General features: G+C 66.5%; 19 protein-coding genes. 9 read left to right on the top strand and 10 right to left on the bottom strand.

All coding sequences use genetic code 11. The annotated features are described in order from the left end of the window. Positions 1-44: 44 nt before the first annotated feature. Positions 45-1,790: a gamma-glutamyltransferase gene (gene ggt, locus WBN46_RS16420; protein ID WP_337732501.1), complete on the bottom strand. Its 1,746-nt coding sequence runs from the start codon at positions 1,788-1,790 to the stop codon at positions 45-47. 177 nt (positions 1,791-1,967) lie between these two features. On the opposite strand from ggt, the gene WBN46_RS16415 reads away from it, so the two are divergent. Further along, positions 1,968-2,984, top strand: a complete 1,017-nt coding sequence (locus tag WBN46_RS16415) for a DUF4349 domain-containing protein (RefSeq protein ID WP_337732500.1) — start codon at positions 1,968-1,970, stop codon at positions 2,982-2,984. A gap of 15 nt (positions 2,985-2,999) precedes the next feature. Here WBN46_RS16415 and WBN46_RS16410 read toward each other — a convergent pair whose 3' ends face one another. The 3 genes from WBN46_RS16410 to WBN46_RS16400 form a co-directional block, all read right to left on the bottom strand. Beyond that, on the bottom strand, positions 3,000-4,259 hold the full coding sequence (locus WBN46_RS16410; protein ID WP_337732499.1) for a heme biosynthesis HemY N-terminal domain-containing protein: 1,260 nt from the start codon (positions 4,257-4,259) through the stop codon (positions 3,000-3,002). Next, positions 4,256-5,200: a hypothetical protein gene (locus WBN46_RS16405; RefSeq protein ID WP_337732544.1), complete on the bottom strand. Its 945-nt coding sequence runs from the start codon at positions 5,198-5,200 to the stop codon at positions 4,256-4,258. Before WBN46_RS16405 ends, WBN46_RS16410 begins: the two co-directional genes overlap by 4 nt. Before the next feature lie 125 nt (positions 5,201-5,325). Beyond that, complete coding sequence (locus WBN46_RS16400) at positions 5,326-6,096, bottom strand: uroporphyrinogen-III synthase (protein WP_337732498.1); 771 nt, start codon at positions 6,094-6,096, stop codon at positions 5,326-5,328. A 16-nt stretch (positions 6,097-6,112) separates the two neighbouring features. Between WBN46_RS16400 and WBN46_RS16395 the strand changes: the two genes are divergently transcribed. From WBN46_RS16395 to WBN46_RS16375, 5 genes are all read left to right on the top strand, one after another. After that, complete coding sequence (locus tag WBN46_RS16395) at positions 6,113-6,571, top strand: YiiD C-terminal domain-containing protein (protein ID WP_337732497.1); 459 nt, start codon at positions 6,113-6,115, stop codon at positions 6,569-6,571. Positions 6,572-6,597: 26 nt separating this feature from the next. Further along, positions 6,598-7,023: a hypothetical protein gene (locus tag WBN46_RS16390; RefSeq protein ID WP_337732496.1), complete on the top strand. Its 426-nt coding sequence runs from the start codon at positions 6,598-6,600 to the stop codon at positions 7,021-7,023. A 64-nt stretch (positions 7,024-7,087) separates the two neighbouring features. Beyond that, entirely contained in the window at positions 7,088-7,531 is a 444-nt protein-coding gene (locus WBN46_RS16385) for a rhodanese-like domain-containing protein (protein ID WP_337732495.1), read from the top strand. 98 nt (positions 7,532-7,629) lie between these two features. Beyond that, positions 7,630-8,151, top strand: a complete 522-nt coding sequence (secB, locus tag WBN46_RS16380; protein ID WP_142122975.1) for a protein-export chaperone SecB — start codon at positions 7,630-7,632, stop codon at positions 8,149-8,151. A gap of 48 nt (positions 8,152-8,199) precedes the next feature. Beyond that, the gene (locus WBN46_RS16375; protein ID WP_337732494.1) at positions 8,200-9,237 is read left to right on the top strand and encodes an NAD(P)H-dependent glycerol-3-phosphate dehydrogenase; all 1,038 of its coding nucleotides are present in this window, start codon (positions 8,200-8,202) and stop codon (positions 9,235-9,237) included. Between the two features lie 137 nt (positions 9,238-9,374). Here the strand turns inward: WBN46_RS16375 and WBN46_RS16370 are convergent, their stop codons facing one another. Further along, positions 9,375-9,932 carry an Ax21 family protein gene (locus WBN46_RS16370; RefSeq protein WP_337732493.1) on the bottom strand — a complete coding sequence of 186 codons (558 nt, stop codon included), beginning with the start codon at positions 9,930-9,932 and terminating at the stop codon, positions 9,375-9,377. Between the two features lie 284 nt (positions 9,933-10,216). On the opposite strand from WBN46_RS16370, the gene WBN46_RS16365 reads away from it, so the two are divergent. Beyond that, entirely contained in the window at positions 10,217-10,633 is a 417-nt protein-coding gene (locus tag WBN46_RS16365; RefSeq protein ID WP_337732492.1) for a transposase, read from the top strand. Between the two features lie 95 nt (positions 10,634-10,728). Here WBN46_RS16365 and WBN46_RS16360 read toward each other — a convergent pair whose 3' ends face one another. From WBN46_RS16360 to WBN46_RS16340, 5 genes are read right to left on the bottom strand one after another with little or no spacing between them, the layout of a single operon-like run. Then, positions 10,729-11,991, bottom strand: a complete 1,263-nt coding sequence (locus tag WBN46_RS16360; RefSeq protein WP_337732491.1) for a dicarboxylate/amino acid:cation symporter — start codon at positions 11,989-11,991, stop codon at positions 10,729-10,731. Next, complete coding sequence (locus WBN46_RS16355) at positions 11,988-12,764, bottom strand: hypothetical protein (protein ID WP_337732543.1); 777 nt, start codon at positions 12,762-12,764, stop codon at positions 11,988-11,990. The genes WBN46_RS16360 and WBN46_RS16355 overlap by 4 nt, the downstream gene beginning before the upstream one ends. A gap of 17 nt (positions 12,765-12,781) precedes the next feature. Then, positions 12,782-13,639: a MurR/RpiR family transcriptional regulator gene (locus tag WBN46_RS16350; RefSeq protein WP_337732490.1), complete on the bottom strand. Its 858-nt coding sequence runs from the start codon at positions 13,637-13,639 to the stop codon at positions 12,782-12,784. Between the two features lie 54 nt (positions 13,640-13,693). Further along, a complete protein-coding gene (locus WBN46_RS16345) occupies positions 13,694-14,791 on the bottom strand; it encodes a dipeptide epimerase (protein WP_337732489.1) in 1,098 nt (365 codons plus the stop codon). Continuing rightward, on the bottom strand, positions 14,788-16,254 hold the full coding sequence (locus WBN46_RS16340; protein ID WP_337732488.1) for an SH3 domain-containing protein: 1,467 nt from the start codon (positions 16,252-16,254) through the stop codon (positions 14,788-14,790). The genes WBN46_RS16345 and WBN46_RS16340 overlap by 4 nt, the downstream gene beginning before the upstream one ends. Positions 16,255-16,516: 262 nt before the next feature. Between WBN46_RS16340 and WBN46_RS16335 the strand changes: the two genes are divergently transcribed. Then, positions 16,517-17,938 (top strand): transglutaminase domain-containing protein, encoded by a 1,422-nt coding sequence (locus WBN46_RS16335; protein WP_337732542.1) that lies wholly within the window; start codon positions 16,517-16,519, stop codon positions 17,936-17,938. 46 nt (positions 17,939-17,984) lie between these two features. After that, positions 17,985-20,984: a TonB-dependent receptor gene (locus tag WBN46_RS16330; protein WP_337732487.1), complete on the top strand. Its 3,000-nt coding sequence runs from the start codon at positions 17,985-17,987 to the stop codon at positions 20,982-20,984. Positions 20,985-20,997: the final 13 nt, after the last annotated feature.

Here is a 20,997-nt window from a genome sequence, read left to right as displayed (position 1 = left end):
GCGATGCGTGCCTTCATCGTTTTCTTCCGGTAGCAGGCGCCGCTTCACCGCGCCGGCGTCTGCACCTGCGCGCTGCCGATGCCGTGGCGGCGACCCTCGCTGACCGCCGTCACCGTGCCGTCCGGGTTGAACACCAGCGCATTGGTGGCGCCGATTTCCTCCACACGATCCGACCAGCGTTGCCCGCGCTGCGCGAGCGCGTTTGCCTGTGTGCTGTCCGCGTAGCCGGGTTCGATGTCGGTGGTTGCGCCGTTGCGTTGCGACAGCCGCGGCGCATCCACGGCCTGGTCCATGCGCAGGCCCAGGTCCACGTGGTTGACGATGGTCTGCAGCACCGTGGTGATGATCGTCGAGCCGCCCGGGCTGCCGATCGAGAACGCGGGCTTGCCGTCCTTCAGTGCCAGCGTCGGTGTCATGCTGCTGCGCGGGCGCTTGCCGCCTTCGGGCACGTTCGGGTGCGGGCCGGAGAAATCGAAGTCGGTCAGCTCGTTGTTGAGCAGGAACCCATAGCCCGGCACGACGATGCCGCTGCCGCCCCAGTCCTCGATGGTGAAGGTGTAGGCGACGACGTTGCCGTCCTTGTCCGACACGGTCAGGTGTGTGGTGTGCGCGCTTTCCGGCAGCAGTGCGCGCGGCGCGGGGCGCAGCGGGTAACTCGCATCCTGCTGGAAGGCGAACGGATCGCCCGCGGCGACCGGACCGGACGCGGCGCGCGCCGGATCGATCAACGCGCGCCGCCGGGCCGCGTAATCCTTGCTCAGCAGGCCGGCCACGGGCGCATCCACGTATTCGGGATCGGCCAGGTAGGCATCGCGGTCGGCGAAGGCGAGGCGGCTCGCTTCCAGGTAAAGATGTTCGACCTGCGCGCGCGGCAGCGTCTTCAGGTCGTAGCCCTCGAGGATGTTCAGCGCTTCGAACACGGTCACGCCGCCACTGCTCGGCAACGGCATGCCGTACAGCTCATAGCCGCGGTAGGTGGAGCGCACCGGCGCGCGCACGCGGGCTTCGTAGTCGGCCAGATCCGCCAGGGTCATGCGGCCGCCGCGCACGGAAACACCGACGGCGGTCGGTGGACGATTGACCGCATCGACGATCGCGCGTGCCAGCGGACCTTCGTAGAACGCGTCCACACCCCCGCGCGCCAGCAGGCGGTACGTACGTGCGAGATCGGGATTGCGCAACGCCATACCTGCAGGGACCGCCTTGCCTTCCCTCAGGTACAGCGCGGCGGTCGCGGGGAAGCGACGGAACTTGCCTTCATTTCGCGCCACCAGCCCCGAGAAGTTCGCATCCACCGTGAAGCCCTGCTCTGCCACGACGATGGCGGGCGCCAGGACCTGTTCGAACGACATCGTGCCGTAACGCTGCAGCGCCTCATGCCAGCCGCGCACGGTGCCCGGCACGCCGACCGACAGGCCGCTGGCAACGGCGGTATCGAAGTCCATTTCCCGACCGTCTTCGATGAAAAGGGCGGGCGTGACGGCGGCGGGTGCCGTCTCGCGATGGTCGAGCGTGACCACGCGCTTCTCCTTCGCCAGGTACACCACCATGAAGCCGCCACCGCCGATCCCGCAGCTGAAGGGATCCGTCACCCCGAGCGTGGCTGCCGCTGCGACGGCGGCATCGACCGCATTGCCGCCGCGGTCGAGGACCGCGATGGCCGACCGGGTGGCCTGCTCGCTGATCGTTGCCGCGGCCCCGCCGGTGCCGGTGGCGACCGGTGTCCTGGCATGCGTGGCCGTGGCGGTCAGCAGGACCAGGAGCAAAGCGGCACGCAGGAATCGGGTCATCGCGGATCACCGAAAGGCAGGCGAACCGATTGTCACACGGTCCCACCGGTCCACGCGGCGATCTTCACCACAACGCATCCAGGCGTGGAATGATGCAGGCCAACCCCGGTGGGCCGTGCCATGCGTTGGTAGTCGGGCCGGTACCGCCGGCCATTGCCCCGCTGCCCTGGAGTCTCCATGCGCCTGCACAGGATGTACTGCGTCGTTCCGCTGTTGGCCTTCTCGATCCTCGTTGTCGCCTGCAGCAAGCGGGAAATGGCCGAGGCCGATGCCACTGCCGCCGCCGAATCGAGCGCCGACGCCGGTGCGGCACCGGTGATGGCCGAAGCGGCCCCGGATGATCTCGCTGGCGCTGGGGCACCGCAGAAAAGCGTGGATGCGTCTGCCCTGCAGGGGCCTGGCGTCCACCCTTCGCAGATGGCCTCGGATGTGTCTACCCAGGTCGATCCGCGGCGCCGCTTCATCCGCACCGCCCAGGCGCAGTTCCAGGTGGCGGATGTCTACCGCACCGCGCTGGCGATCGAGGATGAGGTTGCCGCGCAGGGCGGATTCGTCGCCGACAACGAGATCACCTCGCAGGTGCAGCGTGTGCTGAGCCGGCCGCTGGGACAGGGCAAGCGACTGGAACTGACCGAATACACCCTGCAGGGCGTGCTGACGGTGCGCGTGCCGAGCGAACGCACGCAGGCCTTCCTGCGCGCCGTCGCTGCGCAGATGGAATTCCTGGACCAGCGCAGTTTCTCGGCCCGCGATGCGCAGTTCGATCTGCTGCGCCAGCAGCTGGCACGCCAGCGCGCGCAGGACGAACAGCAGGAGCTGGGCGACGCCGTGCAGGCGGGCGGCAAGCTGGGCGACAAGACCGATGCCATCCAGTCACGGGGCGCGGCGCGCGCCAGCCGCGACGAGGCATTGATCGCACAGAAAGAGTTCGAAGACCGCGTTGCCTTCAGCACGATCACGCTGTCGCTGCGCCAGGATGCGCAGGTCCGGAAGGCCGAGCGCGTCGACGTGGACGCGGTGTTCCGCGACAACGGACCGGGCTTCTTCAACCGGCTGGGCGATGCGCTCGCGGTCGGCTGGCGCGGGGGGCTGGAGGTCGTCGTTGCTTTGGCGGCACTGTGGCCGTTGTGGCTCTGCGTGTTGGCGCTGTGGCTGGGCTGGCGGCGCTGGCGCCGGAAGCCGGCGGCCGGCTGACCGGACGCCGCGCGCTCAGTCCCTGAGTCGCGGCAACCCGTGCGCGTCGCGTTCTTCCACGACGGCCTCAGCGTGGATCTTCTGTTTCAAGTCGCGACCGGGCAATTCGACGGTCACGCCGCCATGCGTGGCTTTCAGCGCATTGCTGTAGCACTGCTGCGCCATTGCGGCGTCGCCTGCCGCGCCGAAGCCGTCGCCCAGCTCTTCCCATGCCTCGGCACCCGCGCCCTGCGCGATCGCGCGGTGCAGGAATTCCTGTGCCTGCGTCCACTGCCCCTGCAGGCGCGAAAGTCGACCCAGGGCAAGCAGCAGCGAAGGGCTGGCAGGATGGGCCGCCAGCCAGTGCTGCGCGCTGGCGCGGCGGGAATCGAGCTTTCCGACGGGCAGGCGTCCGTACAGTGCGGCGAGCGATTCGTCCCAGCGCGCTTCCAGCGCCTGCTCGATGCTGCGGGTGGCGGCGTCTTCCCAGCGCAGCGCGGCGGCGCGCTCGGCATAGGCCGCAACGACGGCCGGCTGGAGCCGCAACGGCTTGGTGAGCGTTTCCCAGCGTGCGGCCAATACGTTCGGATCGGCGGCTTCGATCAGCGACTGCGAGGCCAGGCGGATCTCCAGCGCATCGAACGCCGCAGGCGCCAGCGCCTGGTTCTGCTTCAGCGCGCCGAGCAGGCCATAGGCGTCGCCCGCGCGCGCGGTGGCGGCCAACGCCTGCGTGCGCAACACCAGGCCACGTGGTGGCAGCGGTTGCACATCGGCGGCATCGAGCGTGGTGAGCGCGTCGTCCGGCCGTCCGGTATCCAGTGCGATCTGTGCCGATGCCAATGCATGCGCGGTGGTGGAGCGCTCCCGCAGCGCGGCGAGATGGCGCTGCACGGCGGCTTCGTCGCCGCGTTCCCGCGCCGCCTGCACGGCGGCGGTGCGCGCGACCGGGCCGACCTCGGCATCCTCCGCGGCGCGCTCCAGCAGTTTCTCGGCCTTCTGCCACTGCCCGGCGTGCAATGCGTCCAGACCCTCGATGAGGCGCGCGCGCGCCTGCTTGCGGCGATGGCGACCCCAGGCACGGAACGGCAGCGAGATCAGCCGCCATGCCAGCCACGCCACCGTACCGAGCAGCATCAACGAGAGCAGCGCGCGCGGCACGTTCGTGTGCAGGTCGTAACCGCCGAAGCGGATGAACACCTCGCCCAGGTCGCGATCGGTGCCCGCCATCCATTGCGCCGCCAGCACGCCGGCCAGGACCAGCAACAGCAGCAACATCACGGTGCGGAACGGCTTCATGGCGTCACCTCGGGCGTGTTCGCGGGCGCGGTCGGCACATACGTGTGCACGCCCGCGTTGCGCATTGCCCGCAACTGCTGCAGCGTGCTGCCCAGCACGGCCGGGCGCGAGGGTGCGGGCGCCTGCTGCAATGTGTGCAGCTGCACCTGAACCTGCCGTCGTTGCGGTGAATCGGGCCACAACCGTGGCAGCCATGTGGCGATGCGTGCGAGGGCGGCGCGCTGGCCGGCAACGTCCCCGCGTTCCAGCGCAGCCCGCGCAAGACTGATCTCGATCTGCAGCGCCGCGTCGGCGGTGGCGCGATCGTCGGGTGCCACCAGCGTGGTATCGCGCGTGGGCCGCACGTCGACCAAGGGCGCGAGCATGCGCTGCCATGCCGGGCGAGCCTGCGCATCCACCATCCTGTCGCGCGGGAGGCCTGCGAGCGCATCGGCCAGGGCGCCGAGTTGCGCGAGCGACTCCGCCTGCGTTCCAGCGCCCAGCGCATCCATCGCAGCGCGCTCCTGCGCCAGCGTCTGCTTGAGGTTCAACAGGCGGTGGTCGTCCATCCCGTCCAGGGTGCCGGCGGCAAGCGCATAAGCGCGTCGCGCGCCATCCAGGTCGCGCGCGATGTCCAGTCGCTGCGCCGCCTGCGAAAGCAGGAGTTCCACTTCGTCCAGCCGCAGCGCCTGCGCACCGTGTCGATTCGGGTCGGTCAGTTTGGCAACGCTTTCCTCCAGCAAGGCGCCACGCTGGCCCAGGCCGATCACTTCGTCACGCAGCACGCGGTTGGTGGTCGCGGCATCGAGCAGGCGCTGCGCCTGCGCGCGCTGATCGCGCCGCAAGCCGTCCGTGCGTGCTTCCAGGGCCTCGATGCGTTGCATGGCCGCAGACTGCGCGGTCAGCTCGTCGGCATTGCGCGCCTGCCACCACGACCAGCCACGCCATGCGCCGATGCCCATGACCAGCACCACCAGCGACACGGCGATGAGGCGGCGGGCACCACCGGGATGGCGGGGAGGGGATGGTTCGTCGTTCACACAAGCATCCTTGTCGGCGGTCGAAAACGTGATGGATGCCGCAGATGCTACCGGATGCCGGGAAGCATGGCCGAGCGGGCCGTCATGACCATCTGCGCCGGGCGCGGACCAGCCGCCTGAAGGACGCGCGTGAACCCGGCATCGCGCGCAGCGTCGGCCAGGCGCGCACTCGCGGCGACCACGGTGGTGCTCCGCAGACGTGCCAGCAACGCATCCGGCAGTTGTGCGAGGAGTTGCTGCAGGGCACCCCCGCTGCTCACCAGCAGGCAGGCGGGTGCGTGCAGGCCGGCGAGTGCCGCGAGTGCGCGGGGTGTCAGCGCGACGGGTTCACGCCGATAGACCTCGGCGCGATGCAGGCGGGCGCCGCGGGATTCCAGCGTGGGTATCAGCAGGTTGCGGCCATCGGGAGCGGTGACGAAGCCGACATCCGTCCCGCGCACGTCGGTCAGCGCCGGCAGCGCGAGCAGGCCTTCGCTATCCATGCGCGCAGGGAATGACACGTGCCCGATGCCGGCGCGGCGCAGCGCCGCCGCGGTACCGGATCCCACCGCCAGCCATGACTGCCCGGATTGCGCTTCCAGAGGCTGCAGGGCGTGCGCCGCCGAAACCGCGGCGGGGCTGGTGAACACGACGGTCGTGCAGGCGAGGGCGTCACGCAGATCAGCACGCGTGGCGCTGTCGTCGCATCGCTGGATGCGCCAGGGCGACAGGGCCAGCAAGCCGGCACCGTGGCGTCGCGCGGCACGGCGCAGCGCATCGTGGCCGCCCTGGGGCCGCAGCGAGATGACGTACCATGCCGGCGGCGTTGGGTGTCCCATGCGCGGATTATGAGTGATGAGTGCGGAAGAAGCCTTGCGGGAACTGCGTGAGTACTGTCGTGGCATGCCGCCCGTGGCGGCGATGGGCGTGGAAGTCGATGGCTTCCAGGAGGGGACATTGCGCCTGACCGCCCCGCTGTCCGCCAACGTCAACGACAAAGGCAACGCCTTCGGCGGCAGCCTGACCTCGCTGATGACCGTGGCCGGCTGGGGACTGGTGACGCTGAAACTCCGTCTGGCGGGCCTGAAGGCCGAGGTCTACGTGGCCGACAGCCAGATCCGCTACCTCGCGCCGCTGTATGCCGACCTGGTGGCGGACGCCACCTTCGGCGAAGGACAGTCCTGGGAGGCCTTCGTGGATACGCTGGTGCAGCGTGGCCGCGCGCGTATCCAGGTCGAAGCCAGGGTTCTGCTGCCTGAAGGCGGCAGCGCCACCACGCTGGCGGGGCGGTTCGTCGCCATCGCAAAGCGGTAGCATGCCGGCATGACCGAGGGGGTGCCATGCGCGTGATCCGGAAGATGTTGTTGGCTGCGGGGCTGCTGATGCTGGTGCTGGCACCCGCTGCCGCGCAGAGCCGCCTGCAGCGCGGCAAGCTGCAGCAGTTGCAGGATACGTACGCGGCGTCGATCCGCTGGGGGGATTTCGAGAACGCCTGGCAGGCCGTCGATCCCGCCTACAAGCTCGAGCATCCGATGACCGAACTGGAGTTCGAGCGCTACCAGCAGGTCCAGATCTCCGGGTACCGCGACGTGTCGACCAGCGCCGGCCCGGACGGGACGGTGGAGCGTGCGGTCGAACTGCGCGTGATCAACAAGCACACCATGGCCGAGCGGACCCTGCGTTACCGCGAGCGGTGGCGCTGGGATCCGGAAATGAAGCGCTGGTGGCTGGTGGTGGGTCTGCCGGACCTGTGGGACGGGGAGTAGCCGTCCGCCGCCCCGGCGACGTCCTGTGCGACAATCGCCGCCCGCTCCACTGCCTCCAAATCCCGTGAATTTCGAAGAAATCCTGGCCTTTGCCACCGGTTCGCCCTGGAACCAGATGCTGTCACTGGCCCTGGTCGGCCTGACGGTCGCGATCATCTACACCGAGATCGCACGCCTGTTCCGCGGCTACACGGCGCTGCGCCCGGCCGAGCTGACCCATCTGGTCAACAGCGAGAACGCGCTGGTGGTCGACCTGTCGGCGAGCAACGACTTCGAGAAGGGCCACATCGCGGGCAGCCGCAACGTGCTGCCCAGCAGCTTCGACCCCGAAAGCAAGTTGCTGGCCGGTTCCAAGGCCCTGCCGGTTGTGCTGGTCTGCCGCACCGGGCAGGCCTCGGCGGGCGCCGCCAAGCGCCTGAAGAAAGCAGGTTTCGAGAAGGTCTATGCGCTGGAAGGCGGCATCGCCGCCTGGCAGCAGGCCGACCTGCCGCTGGTCAAGGGCCGCTGAGTCCGCTTTGGCCGCGGTCCCGCCCTTGAACAGGGCGCCGCGTGCCGCCATGACATAATTTCCATTCACCGCAGCAATCCAGATTCCGGAGTCAAGAAATGTCCGACGAGACCACCAACGGCGCGGTCGCGCCTGCCGCCGAAGCCGCTGGCCCCGCTTTCACTGTCGAAAAGATCTACGTCAAGGACGTTTCCTTCGAGGTCCCCGGCGCCCCGGCGGTATTCGCCGAGAACGTACAGCCGGAGCTGCAGCTCAACCTCAACCAGCGCGTGCAGCGCCTGGGCGAGAACGCATTCGAAGTCGTGCTCGGCGTGACCCTGAGCTGCAAGGCCGGCGACAAGACGGCGTATGTGGCGGAAGTGCAGCAGGCGGGCATCTTCGGCCTGATCGGCCTGGAGCCGCAGGCTGTCGACGTGCTGCTCGGCACGCAGTGCCCGAACATCCTGTTCCCGTACGTGCGCCAGCTGGTCAGCGACCTGGTGCAGGCCGGCGGCTTCCCGCCGTTCTTCCTGCAGCCGATCAACTTCGAAGCCCTGTACGCCGAATCGCTGCGCCAGCGCGCCGCGCAGGGCGGGGCCGAAGGCCAGTTGGCCAATTCGGAACCTGTCGGCAACGCCTGATTGGCCGTGCAACCGTCGGATACCGCGACGCAGAACGCAGGGGGACGGATGGCCGAACCAGCGCCGGACAATCCACTGAAGATCGCCGTCCTCGGTGCCGGTTCCTGGGGCACCGCGCTGGCGGCCCTGATGGCCCGGCACGGACACGCGGTCACCCTGTGGGGCCGCGATCCCGTGGTCTCCGCCGCCATCGACCAGCAGCACGAGAACACCCGCTACCTGCCGGGTATTCCGCTGCCGGAAAACCTGCGCGCCACCACCGACCTGGCCGCATCGCTCGTCGATGCGGACCAGGTGCTGATCGTGGTGCCGTCGCATGCCTTCACCGAGACGCTGAAACTGGTCGCCCCGCTGCGCCCGGCGCGTGCCGGCGTGGCGTGGGCCACCAAGGGTTTCGAAACCGGCTCGGGCCGCTTCCTGCATGAAGTGGCCGAGGACATCCTGGGCCCGGACGTACCCTTGGCCGTGGTCACGGGTCCGTCATTCGCCAAGGAAGTCGCACTGGGCCTGCCCACGGCGGTGACGGTGCACGGTGCCGACGCCGCGTTCGCCCAGGCCGTGGCGGATGTCATGCACGGTCCGGCGTTCCGCGCCTATACCGGCGATGACATGGTCGGCGCCGAGCTTGGTGGCGCGATGAAGAACGTGCTGGCGGTCGCCACCGGCGTAGCCGATGGCATGCAACTGGGCCTCAATGCGCGTGCAGGCCTCATCACCCGTGGCCTGAACGAAATGCTGCGCCTTTCCGCAGCGATCGGTGCCAAGCCGGAAACCCTCATGGGCCTTGCCGGCCTGGGCGACCTGGTGCTGACCTGCACCGGCGACCTGTCGCGCAACCGCCGGCTTGGCCTCGCTTTGGGTCGTGGTCAGTCGTTGCAGGACGCGGTACGCGAGATTGGCCAGGTGGTGGAATCGGTGCAGACCGCCGACGAGGTCATGCGCCAGGCTGATCGCCATGGCATCGACCTGCCGATCTCCAGCGCGGTGCGTGCCGTGCTGCATGGCGATCTCACGCCCGCTGCCGGCCTGCAGCACCTGTTGTCGCGCGAACAGAAGCCGGAGTATCCGGAAACACTGTTTAAGTAATCCGACACGGCGTATCGAATCAGCCCGGCCCTTGTGGCCGGGCTTTTTCTTTGACGCATGAAAAAGCCCGGCCACAAGGGCCGGGCTGGGTGCGACGCGGGGAGAGAGGGACGCGTCGCGGGGAACGCTGTTGCGGGTTACCAGGTGAAACGCGGACCGACGAACCACTGGGTGTCGTTGTCGGCGAACTTCACATCGCCACTCAGGCCCCAGTTCTGGTTGAACTTCACCTGCGCGCCGAGGCGGCCGTAGAAATCACCGTCGAAGTCGCTGCCGTCTTCGTAACCGACGGTCGCATAGCCTTCGAACTTCGGCGCGATGGCACCGCGCACGCCGACTTCGGCGCTGTAGCCGTTGAAGTCGTCGACCGGAGTTTCATAGCGCTCGTAGGCCACGCGGGTAATCAGGTCGGCACGCTGGCTGATCTCGTGGTTGTAGCCCAGGCCCAGGCGCCAGTTGTCGATATCGAAATTGGTGTTGTCGATTTCCTGCGTGGTGTAGTCGCCGAAGACGCTGAAGTTCGGCGCGATCGCGACGGAACCCTTCACGCCCCAGCCATCGGCATCGGGCAGGCCATCGCTCAGGTTGGAGGCGACATAACCGCCCTCCACATAGTTGTAGGACACACCTTCGGCAGCCGACGCAGCGAAAGGAGCGGCAGCCAGCAGGGTCAGGGCAAGCAAGGACTTCTTCATGGGAACGCCTTTTTATTTTGTTGTTGTGTATCCGTCGCCTCGGGGAAGCGACGGTGGCCGAAGTATCCGCTCCAGCTCACAACAAGCCCTGAATATCAAACTTAGCAGTACATAAATTGAGTGGTCGCGCGGGGAACTTTTGCCGGTTGTATTTCGCGCCTTGCTTGATGTGGACCTGGGTTTGTCCTCTTCCGGCAAAAAGCAACGAATTGAACTGGCAAGCGGAAGGATTTCGCAGCGCGTGCAGGCGCGCAGGCTTTTCTCGGAGCGGCAGGAGCTACGCGATGATGGAAGACCACGGCGGTGGGGTGGTGCCGGAACACGGATGCGGGGACATGGACGCGCCCGCCGTTCTACTGGATGAAATGCGATGGAATGCGATCGTCGCCACATTGCCGCCACTGGTGCGCGCAAGGGCACTGAATGGAGTGGGCACCCGGAGCTTTCTCGAAGGAGTGCTCTGGGTCGCCGTCACGCAGCAGCCCTGGGGCCGGTTGCCCAGGGCATGCGGCCCCTGGCATAGCGTCTACGTCCGCTTCACGCGATGGACCCACGAAGGCATCTGGGATGTGGTGATCGCATCCCTGGAATCCCATCCAGACGTCGCCGATGCCCTGCGCCGGCTTGTCAGCGCCTACCGGAACTCGAACCATCCCGCGTCAAGCGCGCGGCGTGCCGAGCAGCGGCCTCAGCCGCTCTGAGCAGCGTGGCTGCAGGTCCGTAGGCGCTCGAGGCATCCTGCCTCGTCATCCGTGGTGCCGATGGTGCATCTTGTGCCTGGAAGCAGTTCGCCGCCTCAGTTGGCGTCTTCATCCGCATCGCGCGCGTCGGGAGACTGGCGCGCGACGATGCTGGTCGCGGTGAGGTCACCGGTGACATTGCCGGTGGTCGCGAAGACGTCCGGAATGGTATCCACAGCAAGCAGCAGGCCCAGCGGCTCGATCGGCAGCCCCATCGATTGCGTCACCGGCATCACCGTTGCCATGAAGCTGACCTGCCCGGGCAGGCCGATCGAGCCGAGGCTGATCACCACCGCCAGTGCGGCGCCGGCTGCCAGCGTTACCGCATTCACGTCGATACCGTATGCCCACGCGACGAAGCATGCAGCGACGATGTACTGGATCGGGCTGGTGATCCGGAACAGCGTCACCGCCATCGGCAATACCAGTGCAGCCACCGCGCGCGGATGCCCCAGACGGAAGCGTGCGCTTTCCACCATCGCCGGCAGCGAAGCCAGGGATGACTGCGTGCTGGCGGCCACCACCTGGGCCGGCAGGATCGCCTTCGCGAATGCGAGCGGCGACTGGCGTGCGAAGGCCGCAACCAGGACGTAGCAGATCAGTGTGGCGCCGAGATACATGCCGCATTGCAGGCCTATGTACCCGGCCAGCGCACCGATCACGCCGATGCCCGCCTGCGCGCACACGGCCAGCACCAGCGCGAAGACGCCTATCGGTGCTGCCAGCAGCATCCAGCGCACGATCACGATCATGGTGTCTGCGATGCCATGGCAGAACGCGATGATCTGCACGCGTCGGTCTTCCTGCACGCGGGTCAACGCAAACCCGAAGAACAGCGCGAACACCACCACCGGCAGCATCGCGCCCTGCGCCGCCGCCATGATGGCGTTGCTGGGCACCACCGATCCGATCCAGTCCGCGAGCCCGGGTGTTGCCATCTCGCCAGCTGCGGGCAATGTGCCGCGCAAGGTGGCTGTGAGGCCGGCACTCGGCGGCACCAGTGACAGCACGAGCGGTGCGACGATCGCGGCATAGGCGGCGAACAGGGAAAGCAGGCTGATGAAGACCACCATCGCGCGTCGTGCGACGCGGCCGGAGGCCGCCGCATCGCTGGCGGTGGCGACGCCCAGGATCACCAGCGACAGCACCAGCGGCACCACGGTCATCTGCAGACCGCTGAGCCAGAGCTTGCCGATCGGCTGCGCGATCGCGACTGCGTTGCCCGCGCTGTCCGGCAGCCAGTGCGCCAGGGACAGGCCGGCAACGGCACCGGCGCCCAATCCGAGCAGTACGCGCGCCGTGGCGCCGGGCCACCTCATCGCGTCGCCTCCGGTAGCCGCCAATCATGCGCCAGGCGCGCGTATTCCTCGCGCGGCAGCAACACGAACACCGGCCGTGCGTCCGGCCGCAGCCAGGCCAGCAAGCTGTCCATCGTCCCGGATGCCATGGCGGTGCAGCCCGCCGTCGCTTCGCCGGGGGTGCGCCACAGGTGCGCGAAGATGCAGCTGCCGCCACGCGGTGTCGCGTTGGGGTTGTGGCCGATCACCAGGCCGTTGCGGTAACGCGGGTCGCCGTTGTTGTGCAGGTCCAGCCGCATGGGTTCCGTCGATCCCTTCGCGGCCGCTTCGCCCTGCTCGCGGGTATCGATGATGCGGTTGTAGAGCGGTGAGTCCGGCACGTCGATGCAGTAGCTGGTCGCATGCATCGGACGATACGGCATGGCCGTGCCTGCCTTGGATTCGTAGCCGAATGCCTCGCCCAGAGTGAAGATACCGGCGGGCGCGCGTCCATCCCCTTCCTGCTTCACCGGCCCCTGCGGTTGCGCCGGGTGCAGCCCGTCGCCCCATGCCGAGCCATTGCGTCCCACCGTGATGGGCGCGGCGGAAGCCTCGGATTGCCAGCGCCCGTCCCTGAATTCGAACCGCTGCAGCGTGCCGCTGGTGGCATCCCAGCCATCGGTCAGGACCAGCACCATCTGGCGTGCATCGCGCCAGGGTAGCGAAGTGGACGCCTGCGTGCCTGCGGCGGATGCGCTGCCGCCGTACGCGAGCATGAGGGCTGCGAAGGCGAGCGAGCGGAACGAGTGGCGCATGGACGGCAGTGCGGGCATCACGACTCCAGCAGATGATGGATGCGTTCGAGATTGATGGCGAGCTGCCGGTTCCGGTCCGGATTGGTCTGGCACAGCAGCACGAAGACGAAATCCAGCAGCGACTGCAGCGAAGAACGGTACAGCAGTTGTTCCACGTGCGGCGCAGGGTCATGCGCGGAAATCACCAGCGCGGCATCGGCATGCGCGCGCAAGGGATTGGCGGTATGCCGCGTGATCGAGATGACCTTGCCTTCGCATGCCTGGAATTGCCGGCTGACCTGGGACAGCTCGGGCAACTTGCCGAATTCGGAGAACATCAGCAGCACGTCGCCGGGTCGCGTTGCCGACAGGTTGGCCATCATCAGGATCGGATCGGTATGGTGCACGGTCAGTACGCCGAGCAGTGACAGCCGCATCGCGAACTCGCGCGCGAACAGGCCGTCGTCACCCAGGCCGCAGACGAACACCTTGTCCGCCCGGTCGATCAGTTCGACGATCGGCTCGATGTGCGAGCGCGGGTTGAGGCTGCGGGTTTCTTCCTCGGCCGAGGCCTTGCTGCGCCGCAGCCCATCCTGCAGTCGCTGGTAGGCGTCGCCCGCCTCGTCACCTGCGGACGCCGGGGGTTGTGCCTGCCCGTTGCCGTTGCGCGCGACCGCCTCGCCGATGGTGTACTTCAGGTCGGGATAGCCCTTGAAGCCGAATTTCTGCGCGAACTTGACCACGCTCGACTGGCTGACGCCCAGCGCGCTGGCCAGCTGCTGCGAGGAGTAGTCGCGCAGCAGGTGCGCGTTGTCGAGGATGAAGTCGGCGATGCGGCGCTCGATGGCCGACATCTGGTCGCGTTCGGAGCGGATCTTCACCAGGGGCGTTGTCATGGCGTGAGTGTGATGGCGGTGGGCGGTGCTGACAACGGGCCTTCGCCACCGGGCTCAGCCCGGCAGCATCTCGAGGCCGCGGATCTCGCGGATGCCCAGGCCGGGCGCGTCGGTGATCGTGATCTCGGATTCGTTGAAGATCACCCCGCCCTCGACCGGGTTGAACTGGCCCAGCGACGGACCGTCAAGGTCCACCTTGGTGATCACGTTGGCCTTCGCGGCGGCCACGTGGACGGCGGCCGCCACGCTGATGCTGGTCTCGATCATGCAGCCGATCATGCATTCCACGCCATACAGCGACGCGATGTCGGCGATCCGGATGGCGTTGGAAATGCCGCCGGTTTTCATCAGCTTGATGTTGATGATGTCGGCGGCGCGCATCTTGATCAGGTCGATGACTTCGGTGGGCCCGAACACGCTCTCATCGGCCATCACCGGAGTGTGCACGCGGTCTGTGACGTACTTCAGTCCCTCGAGATCGCGCGCCTTGACCGGCTGTTCCAGCAGTTCGAGCACTACGCCTGCATCTTCCAGGTGTTGCATGGCGAACACCGCCTGCTTGGCGGTCCAGCCCTGGTTGGCGTCCAACCGCAGCAGTGCGCGGCCTTCGACGGCGGAATAGATGGCCTTCACCCGTTCGATATCCAGGCCGATGTCCTTGCCCACCTTGATCTTCAACGACTCGAAGCCACGCTCCACCGCACTGATGGAATCGGCCACCATCTTGTCGATGTAGTCCACGCTGATGGTGATGTCGGTGGTGATGACCGGGTCGCCACCACCGAGCATCTTGTAGAGCGGGGCGTCGTACAACTGGGCCCAGAGGTCGTAGACCGCGATCTCCACCGCGGCCTTCGCGCTGGTGTTGCGCTCCAGTGACGTCTGGATGAGGTCGGTGATCCGGTTGAGGTGGGCGATTTCCTGCCCGATCAGGCGCGGCCGGATGAACTTGCCGATGGCTTCGATGATGGAGCCATGCGTATCGCCGGTGATCACGGCGGTGGCCGGTGCCTCGCCATAGCCTATGTGCCCGGTATCGGTGTGCACGATCACCACGATGTCCTCGACCGTGTCGACGGTGCGCAGGGCGGTCTTGAACGGGGTCTTCAACGGCACGCGCAGCATGCCGAACTTGATGTCGGTGATCTTCATGGAGCCCCTTGGGCACGGATTCTCTGGATGGCGGTGATGCGGTCCACGGTGGGCTGCTCGCTGTTGAACATCAGCGGCTCCAGCGGGGTGACGGCCACCGAATTGAGCCGGGTGCGCACGGGCTTCCCGTCCGCGCCACGATAGGTGATGCCGGTGGTGTCGTGAATGGTGTAGGTGGTGCCATTGTCGTGGCCGATCACCATCATCACGTGGCCGGGGATATAGACAAGATCGCCTACCTGCAGCGTACGCAGCACGGCGAGGCGCTTCTCGTGGCTGTCGGAAGCCTCGAAGCCTACCCGCTCGAGAGCGGGACTGACGGCCTGCGCGCTGGTGTTGCGCGGCAGGGTGATGCCCATGCTGCGGTAGACCTCGGAGACGAAGCCGCTGCAGTCGCGGGTGTTGTAGCTGTGGCCCCAGCCGTAACGCTCGCCAAGGAACTTGAAGCTCTGTTGCAGCAGGTTGGTCTGCGTCAGCGGCAGGTAGTCCGGTGCCACGTCCGCCGTGCGCGGCAGCAGAGCGGGCAGCAGCGCCAGCGCGCCGTCGGCGCGCCGCACGGGCAGCTGGATGACATGCGAGGTGTAGGGGTGCTGCCCGTTCACCGGCGTGTCGGCCGGCCAATCGGCAAGCAGCGGGACGCGCACGCCCATGTCCAGTTGCAGTTCGGACAGGCTGGCCTCCTCCGGGTTGTGGACGGTGCGCGCTGTCGCGCCCGTCACCACCAGTGAAGGTGTGCCGCGTCCATAGCCGAACACCACCCCTCTATCGCCCTCGGCGACGTACTGCTTTTCGATCCATGCCGCGTAGAGCGGGCTGACCACGAAGTACCAGTCGCCGTCAGCGCTGGTATGCGCGATGACGAGGGGGGTACCGGGAAACAGGGCGCTTTCCTGGAAGCGGTCGATATCCGTGTCGCCCTGGCTGCTGAACACACGCTCGCGGCTCGGGAACGTGCGCAGGTCGGCACGGTGCACGACCAGGCCGTAACGTGCCGGGGCACGCTCAGCGACGGCATCCACGGCCGCATTGGCGGCGATCGCGGCCAACTGCGTCTTCGTCACCTCGCGACCCCGTGCGTCGTACAGGGTACGGGTGGGCGGTGCCGAGAGCGGCAGCAGCCATGCCCGCACCTCGGCGCGGGTCAATTCCACCGGCAGTGCTTCCAGTGCATGGACGTGACGGTCGGTCTGCTGCATGCGCTGGTTCTGCGCGGCCACGCCGGCACGATCGAGCAGTGCGCGCTGCGGGTGCGCCAGCTTGCCCGTCCAGTAGCCGGCTTGCAGGTGGTGGTCCTCCACGCCGATCACCGCATGCTGCGGTAGCGGCAATGACGCGCGTGCCAGCGCGGGCGGCGTGGCGCACAGCAGCGCCGTCAGGGCGAAGCAGTGCAGCCACCGGCGATGGGGGGCGTGCCCCGGAGTGTCCCGTCCCACCGTGGGCCGGTAAGGCGTCGATGCGTTCATCCGCTTCCCTTGGTCAGGCCTGGTCCGCCGGACATACATGACGCCATGCCGGGGGTAGGTTCTGCAAGAATATTTATTTCTTCCGAGATAAAAATCAAGAATAAATTATTGACCCATGCATTAATGCCGTGTTACACAGCCGTGACCAGTCGACGTGGGGATGTACGACGTGGATGCCAGCAAGCGCCAGCACACGGTTGCAGCACGCGGCAGGCGCCCCCGGCGCCAGCTGGCGGCGTGGCTGTGCCTGTGTGGGTGGCCGATGGTACTCCTCGCTCCCCCGGCTGCATGGGCGGGAGACCCGCTGGTGGAGATCGTCGCCGACGTGGACCAGGGGCGCTACCGCGACGCCGACGCTGCCATCACCCGAGCGCTGGCGGCGAACCCCACCGACGACGCCGGGCGCCAGGCGCTGCTATTCCAGCGCGAACGCATGCGCCGGATCCGCCTGGACTTCACGCTCGACGCAGACGCCGTCCGTCGTCGGATCCGTGCGCAGGTACCGGACCTGCGCGAGGACGAGTTCCAGCGTTGGGATCGTGCCGGCCTGATCGAGCGGCTCGATATCGATGGCGAGCCGCGCTATTTCAGCCGCTCCGTCTCGAACCTGTTCCGGCTCAGCCCGGAGGCGGCCGCGCGCCGGGCGCCACCGGTCAAGCCGTTCACCGAGGGCCCGTTCGAATCCCTGCATCCCCACCACCATGAAGTGGTGCGTGCGGCTGCGGCCTCGCGATCGAGCAGCGTGGCGCCGCGCCGCATCCGCGTAACCCAGTCGCTGACGGTGAAGCCGGGTGCGGTGCCGGCGGGAGAGAGGGTGCGGGCGTGGATCCCTTACCCGAGAGCGATCCCCGGCCAGCAGGAAGGCATTCGCCTGCTGGGCAGTCTGCCGGCGGGTGCGCAGATCGCGCCGGAGTCCGCGCTGCAGCGGACGGCCTATCTTGAGCAGCCCGCCTTGGCCGAAGCGCCGACGACGTTCTCGGTGACCTACGAGATGACCGTCCATGCGCGCCATTTCCCCATTGATCCCGACAAAGTGGTGCCTGCGGACATCACGCCGGCCTTGGCGCCGTTCGTGACCGAACGCGCGCCGCATGTGGTCTTCAGCGAGGACCTGCGCCGCTTCAGCGCCAGCGTCGTTGGCGACGAGACCCATCCCTATCGCATCGCGCAGAAGCTGTTTGCCGCCGTGGATCGCATTCCGTGGGCAGGTGCGCGCGAGTACTCGACCATCAGCAACATCAGCGACTACGCGTTCCGCGCCGGGCATGCCGATTGCGGGCAGCAGACCCTGTTGCTGATCACCCTGCTGCGCATGAACGGTATTCCCGCGCGCTGGCAGTCCGGCTGGGTGTACTCGGACGATGCTGTCGGCTACGACAACATGCACGACTGGGGCTGGGTGTACCTGGCGCCCTACGGCTGGGTGCCGATGGACGTGACCACCGGCCAGCTGCAGTCGGACGATCCCGCGCTGCGCTGGTTCTACCTGGGTGGGCTGGACGCCTACCGCATCGCGTTCAACGACGACTATTCGCGCGAGTTCGTTCCCGCCAAGCAGCACGTGCGTTCGGAGACGGTGGACCTCCAGCGCGGCGAAGCGGAGTGGCAGGGCGGGAACCTCTACTTCGATCAATGGGATTACCGGTTCGAATGGACCGTGTTGCCGCAGGACCGGCACGACTGACCACGACAGACTGTTCAACCAACATCTTTAGCAGGAGAGAGCGGGGATGAAAGGCAAGGTATTGAAAAAGGCGGCGCTGGGCATCGCGCTGGGGGCATGTATCGCGACCATGGCGCCGTTGGCGATGGCGCAGAGCGCGACCGGCGCTGTCGCGGGACGGGCCAGTGCGGGCGACCAGATCACGATCACCAATACCGCGACGGGTGCCAGCCGCACCGTCACGGTAGAAGGCAATGGCAGTTACCGCCTGACCCAGCTGCCGATTGGCGATTACCAGTTGCAGGTCAAGCGCGACGGCGCCAACGTCGGCGACGCCGTCGGTGTGAATGTATCGCTCGGCGGCACGACCACGGTCAACCTGGGTGCCGATGGCGGCGTGGTCAATCTCAACGCGGTGCAGGTGGTCGGCTCGCGCGTGGTCAACCGCGTGGACGTGCGATCGACGGAATCGGCGACCAACATCAATCGTGAAGAACTCGCCCGACTCCCCGTGGCGCAGGACGCGTCGTCTGTCGCGTTGTTGGCGCCCGGCGTGATTGGCGGCAACTCAAGCTTCGGAGGCATTTCGTTCGGTGGTTCTTCAGTGGCCGAGAATTCCGTGTTCATCAACGGCCTCAATGTCACCGACTTCTACAGGCGTCAGAGCTTCTCGACTGCACCGTTCGCCTTTTTCCAGGAGTTCCAAGTAAAGACGGGTGGCTACTCGGTAGAGTTCGGGCGTTCCACGGGCGGCGTCATCAACGCGGTCACACGTTCTGGAAGCAACGAGTTCAAAGGAGGTGTTGAAGTAACGTTCCAGCCGAGCGCATGGAAGACCAGCGCAGACGACCACTACTACGCCAACGGTGCGCCGAACGTGCGGTCCAGCCACGACCGGAGCAGCTTTACGAAGGCGAATGTCTGGGCATCTGGCCCAGTGGTCGAGGACAAGCTTTTCCTCTTCGCCATGTATGAGCAACGCGACGGAAATTCCGGTTATACGAACGCCGTGGGAAGTACATGGACGAAGAGCAAGTCCAACAACGGGTTCTGGGGCACCAAGCTGGACTGGAACATCACGGACGACCATCTCCTCGAGTTGCTGGCCTTCTCCGATGAGGGCGACACCGACTATGCGCAGTATGGCTACGACTTCGATACGTCCACGATCAGCGGAAGCGCGCCCAACGAGTCGACAGTGTCGAGCGGTGGCAAGAGTGGATCGGTCACCTACACGGGACGATTCGGCGAAAGCTTCGTCGCCAAGGCCATGTATGGCATCAACCGGAGTACGAGCTTCACGCTTTCGCCCGCAGATTCGCTCTGCGATTGGGTCACCTATAATGCTGCGTCCTACGGGGCGGCATACGCGGCGCTGGGACAGCCGCGCCTCGGCTGCCACCCGGGTTCCAACGTCGTCTCCCACGAGGACGAACGCAAGGCCAAGCGTCTGGACTTCGAGTGGACCCTCGGCGACCACCTGCTGCGTTTTGGCTGGGACCACGAGCTCATGACCACGGATCGGGTGAGCTATTACCCCGGAAGCGGCGTGCAATACACGGCGTATGGACGCACGAGTGCCACGCAGGTTCTCGACAACGGTACTGTGCTCCCAACCGGCGTCAATGCATTCCTGATGGCGCGCAACCGTGCCGACGGCGGTGTCTTCGATATCAAGGCCAGCGCAGGTTACATAGAGGATTCATGGAGCGTGACTCCGAATCTGTTGATCAATCTCGGTCTGCGCGTGGACAATTTCGAGAATCTCGACGCCGCGGGTGGCAGCTACATCAAGCTCGACAACCTCGTCTCGCCGCGTGTCGGATTTTCCTGGGACATGAAGGGTGACGGTACGACCAAGCTCTTCGCGAACCTTGGACGCTATTACCTGCCGATTCCCAGCATCATCAGCTACAACTTCGCCGGAGGCTTGACCGACGAGCGTGCGTTCTACGTGCTGAATGGCTGGACGCCACAGACGAATCCGGTTACCGGCGCTCCTTATGTATCGCCGATCATCGGTGCGCAGATAGGCCCCATCGATGACAGTTTCAATCTGTCCAACGAACCCGTCGACCGCGATCTGGATGCGGTCTACCAGGACGAAGCGATCGTCGGATTCCAGTCGATGATCAACCAGGCATGGTCATGGGGCGTCAATGCAACCTATCGGCGCATGCCGAACGCCATGGATGATGTACGTATCAACGCGCTGTGCGGCGTCCGTCACGCCAATCTCTGGCCAATCGCCAATCCAGGCGAGTCGCTCACCTTGTGGGGCACGCGGGCCATGGGGTGTGCGGAAGACGGTTGGGTGACGATCGATACCTCCAAGGAAGGTTACATAACGGCGGGCACCAACCAGATCATCGGTTACTCGAAGCCAAAGCGCACCTACAAGGCCGTCGAACTCCAGATTGACCGGGCATGGGACGACAAGTGGGCGTTCAATGCGTCCTACCTTTGGTCAAAGCTGGAAGGCAATCATGAAGGCCCGGTCAACTCCGACACCAACTATGGCGACACGGGCATGGTCCAGCACTGGGACCATCCGGCCAACAACGAGCGCTACGGCGACCTGTTCAACGATCACAGGCATCAGATCAAGTTGCGCGGCAGCTACAAGTTCAACGAAATGTGGTCGTTTGGCGGTACGCTGACCGCACTTTCTGGCGGCCCGATCACGGCGTTCGGTGTATCGCGGCCGGGTGAAGACAGCATTGCCAGCTATACCAGCGAGGGCAGTGGCGGTGGTACCGGCTGGCTCTGCGTGCAGAACTGCTCGCTGCCCAACAGTCAGCGCACGTATGAGTACTCGCCACGCGGCGCGTTTGGTCGCATGCCGTGGATCTACAACCTCGGCGCCAATGTCACGTGGACGCTGCCAGTCGATGGCATCGACCTCAAGGCACGGCTGTCGGTGTTCAACCTGCTCAACGAGCAGGAGGTCATCAACGTGCGCGCACGCTACGAAGGCCAGCCGGGCCAGAGGCGTTCCACCTTCGGCACCGGCACGCGCTGGCAGTCCCCGCGCTATGCCCAACTCGTCGTGACCTGGAACTTCTGATCGCGCAGCGCAT

It is taken from the genome of Pseudoxanthomonas sp. CCNWLW251 (genome assembly GCF_037402255.1).
GTDB lineage: Bacteria > Pseudomonadota > Gammaproteobacteria > Xanthomonadales > Xanthomonadaceae > Pseudoxanthomonas_A.
The sequence above is the reverse complement of the archived record's forward strand: the minus strand, read 5'-3'. Positions and strand labels throughout refer to the sequence as shown.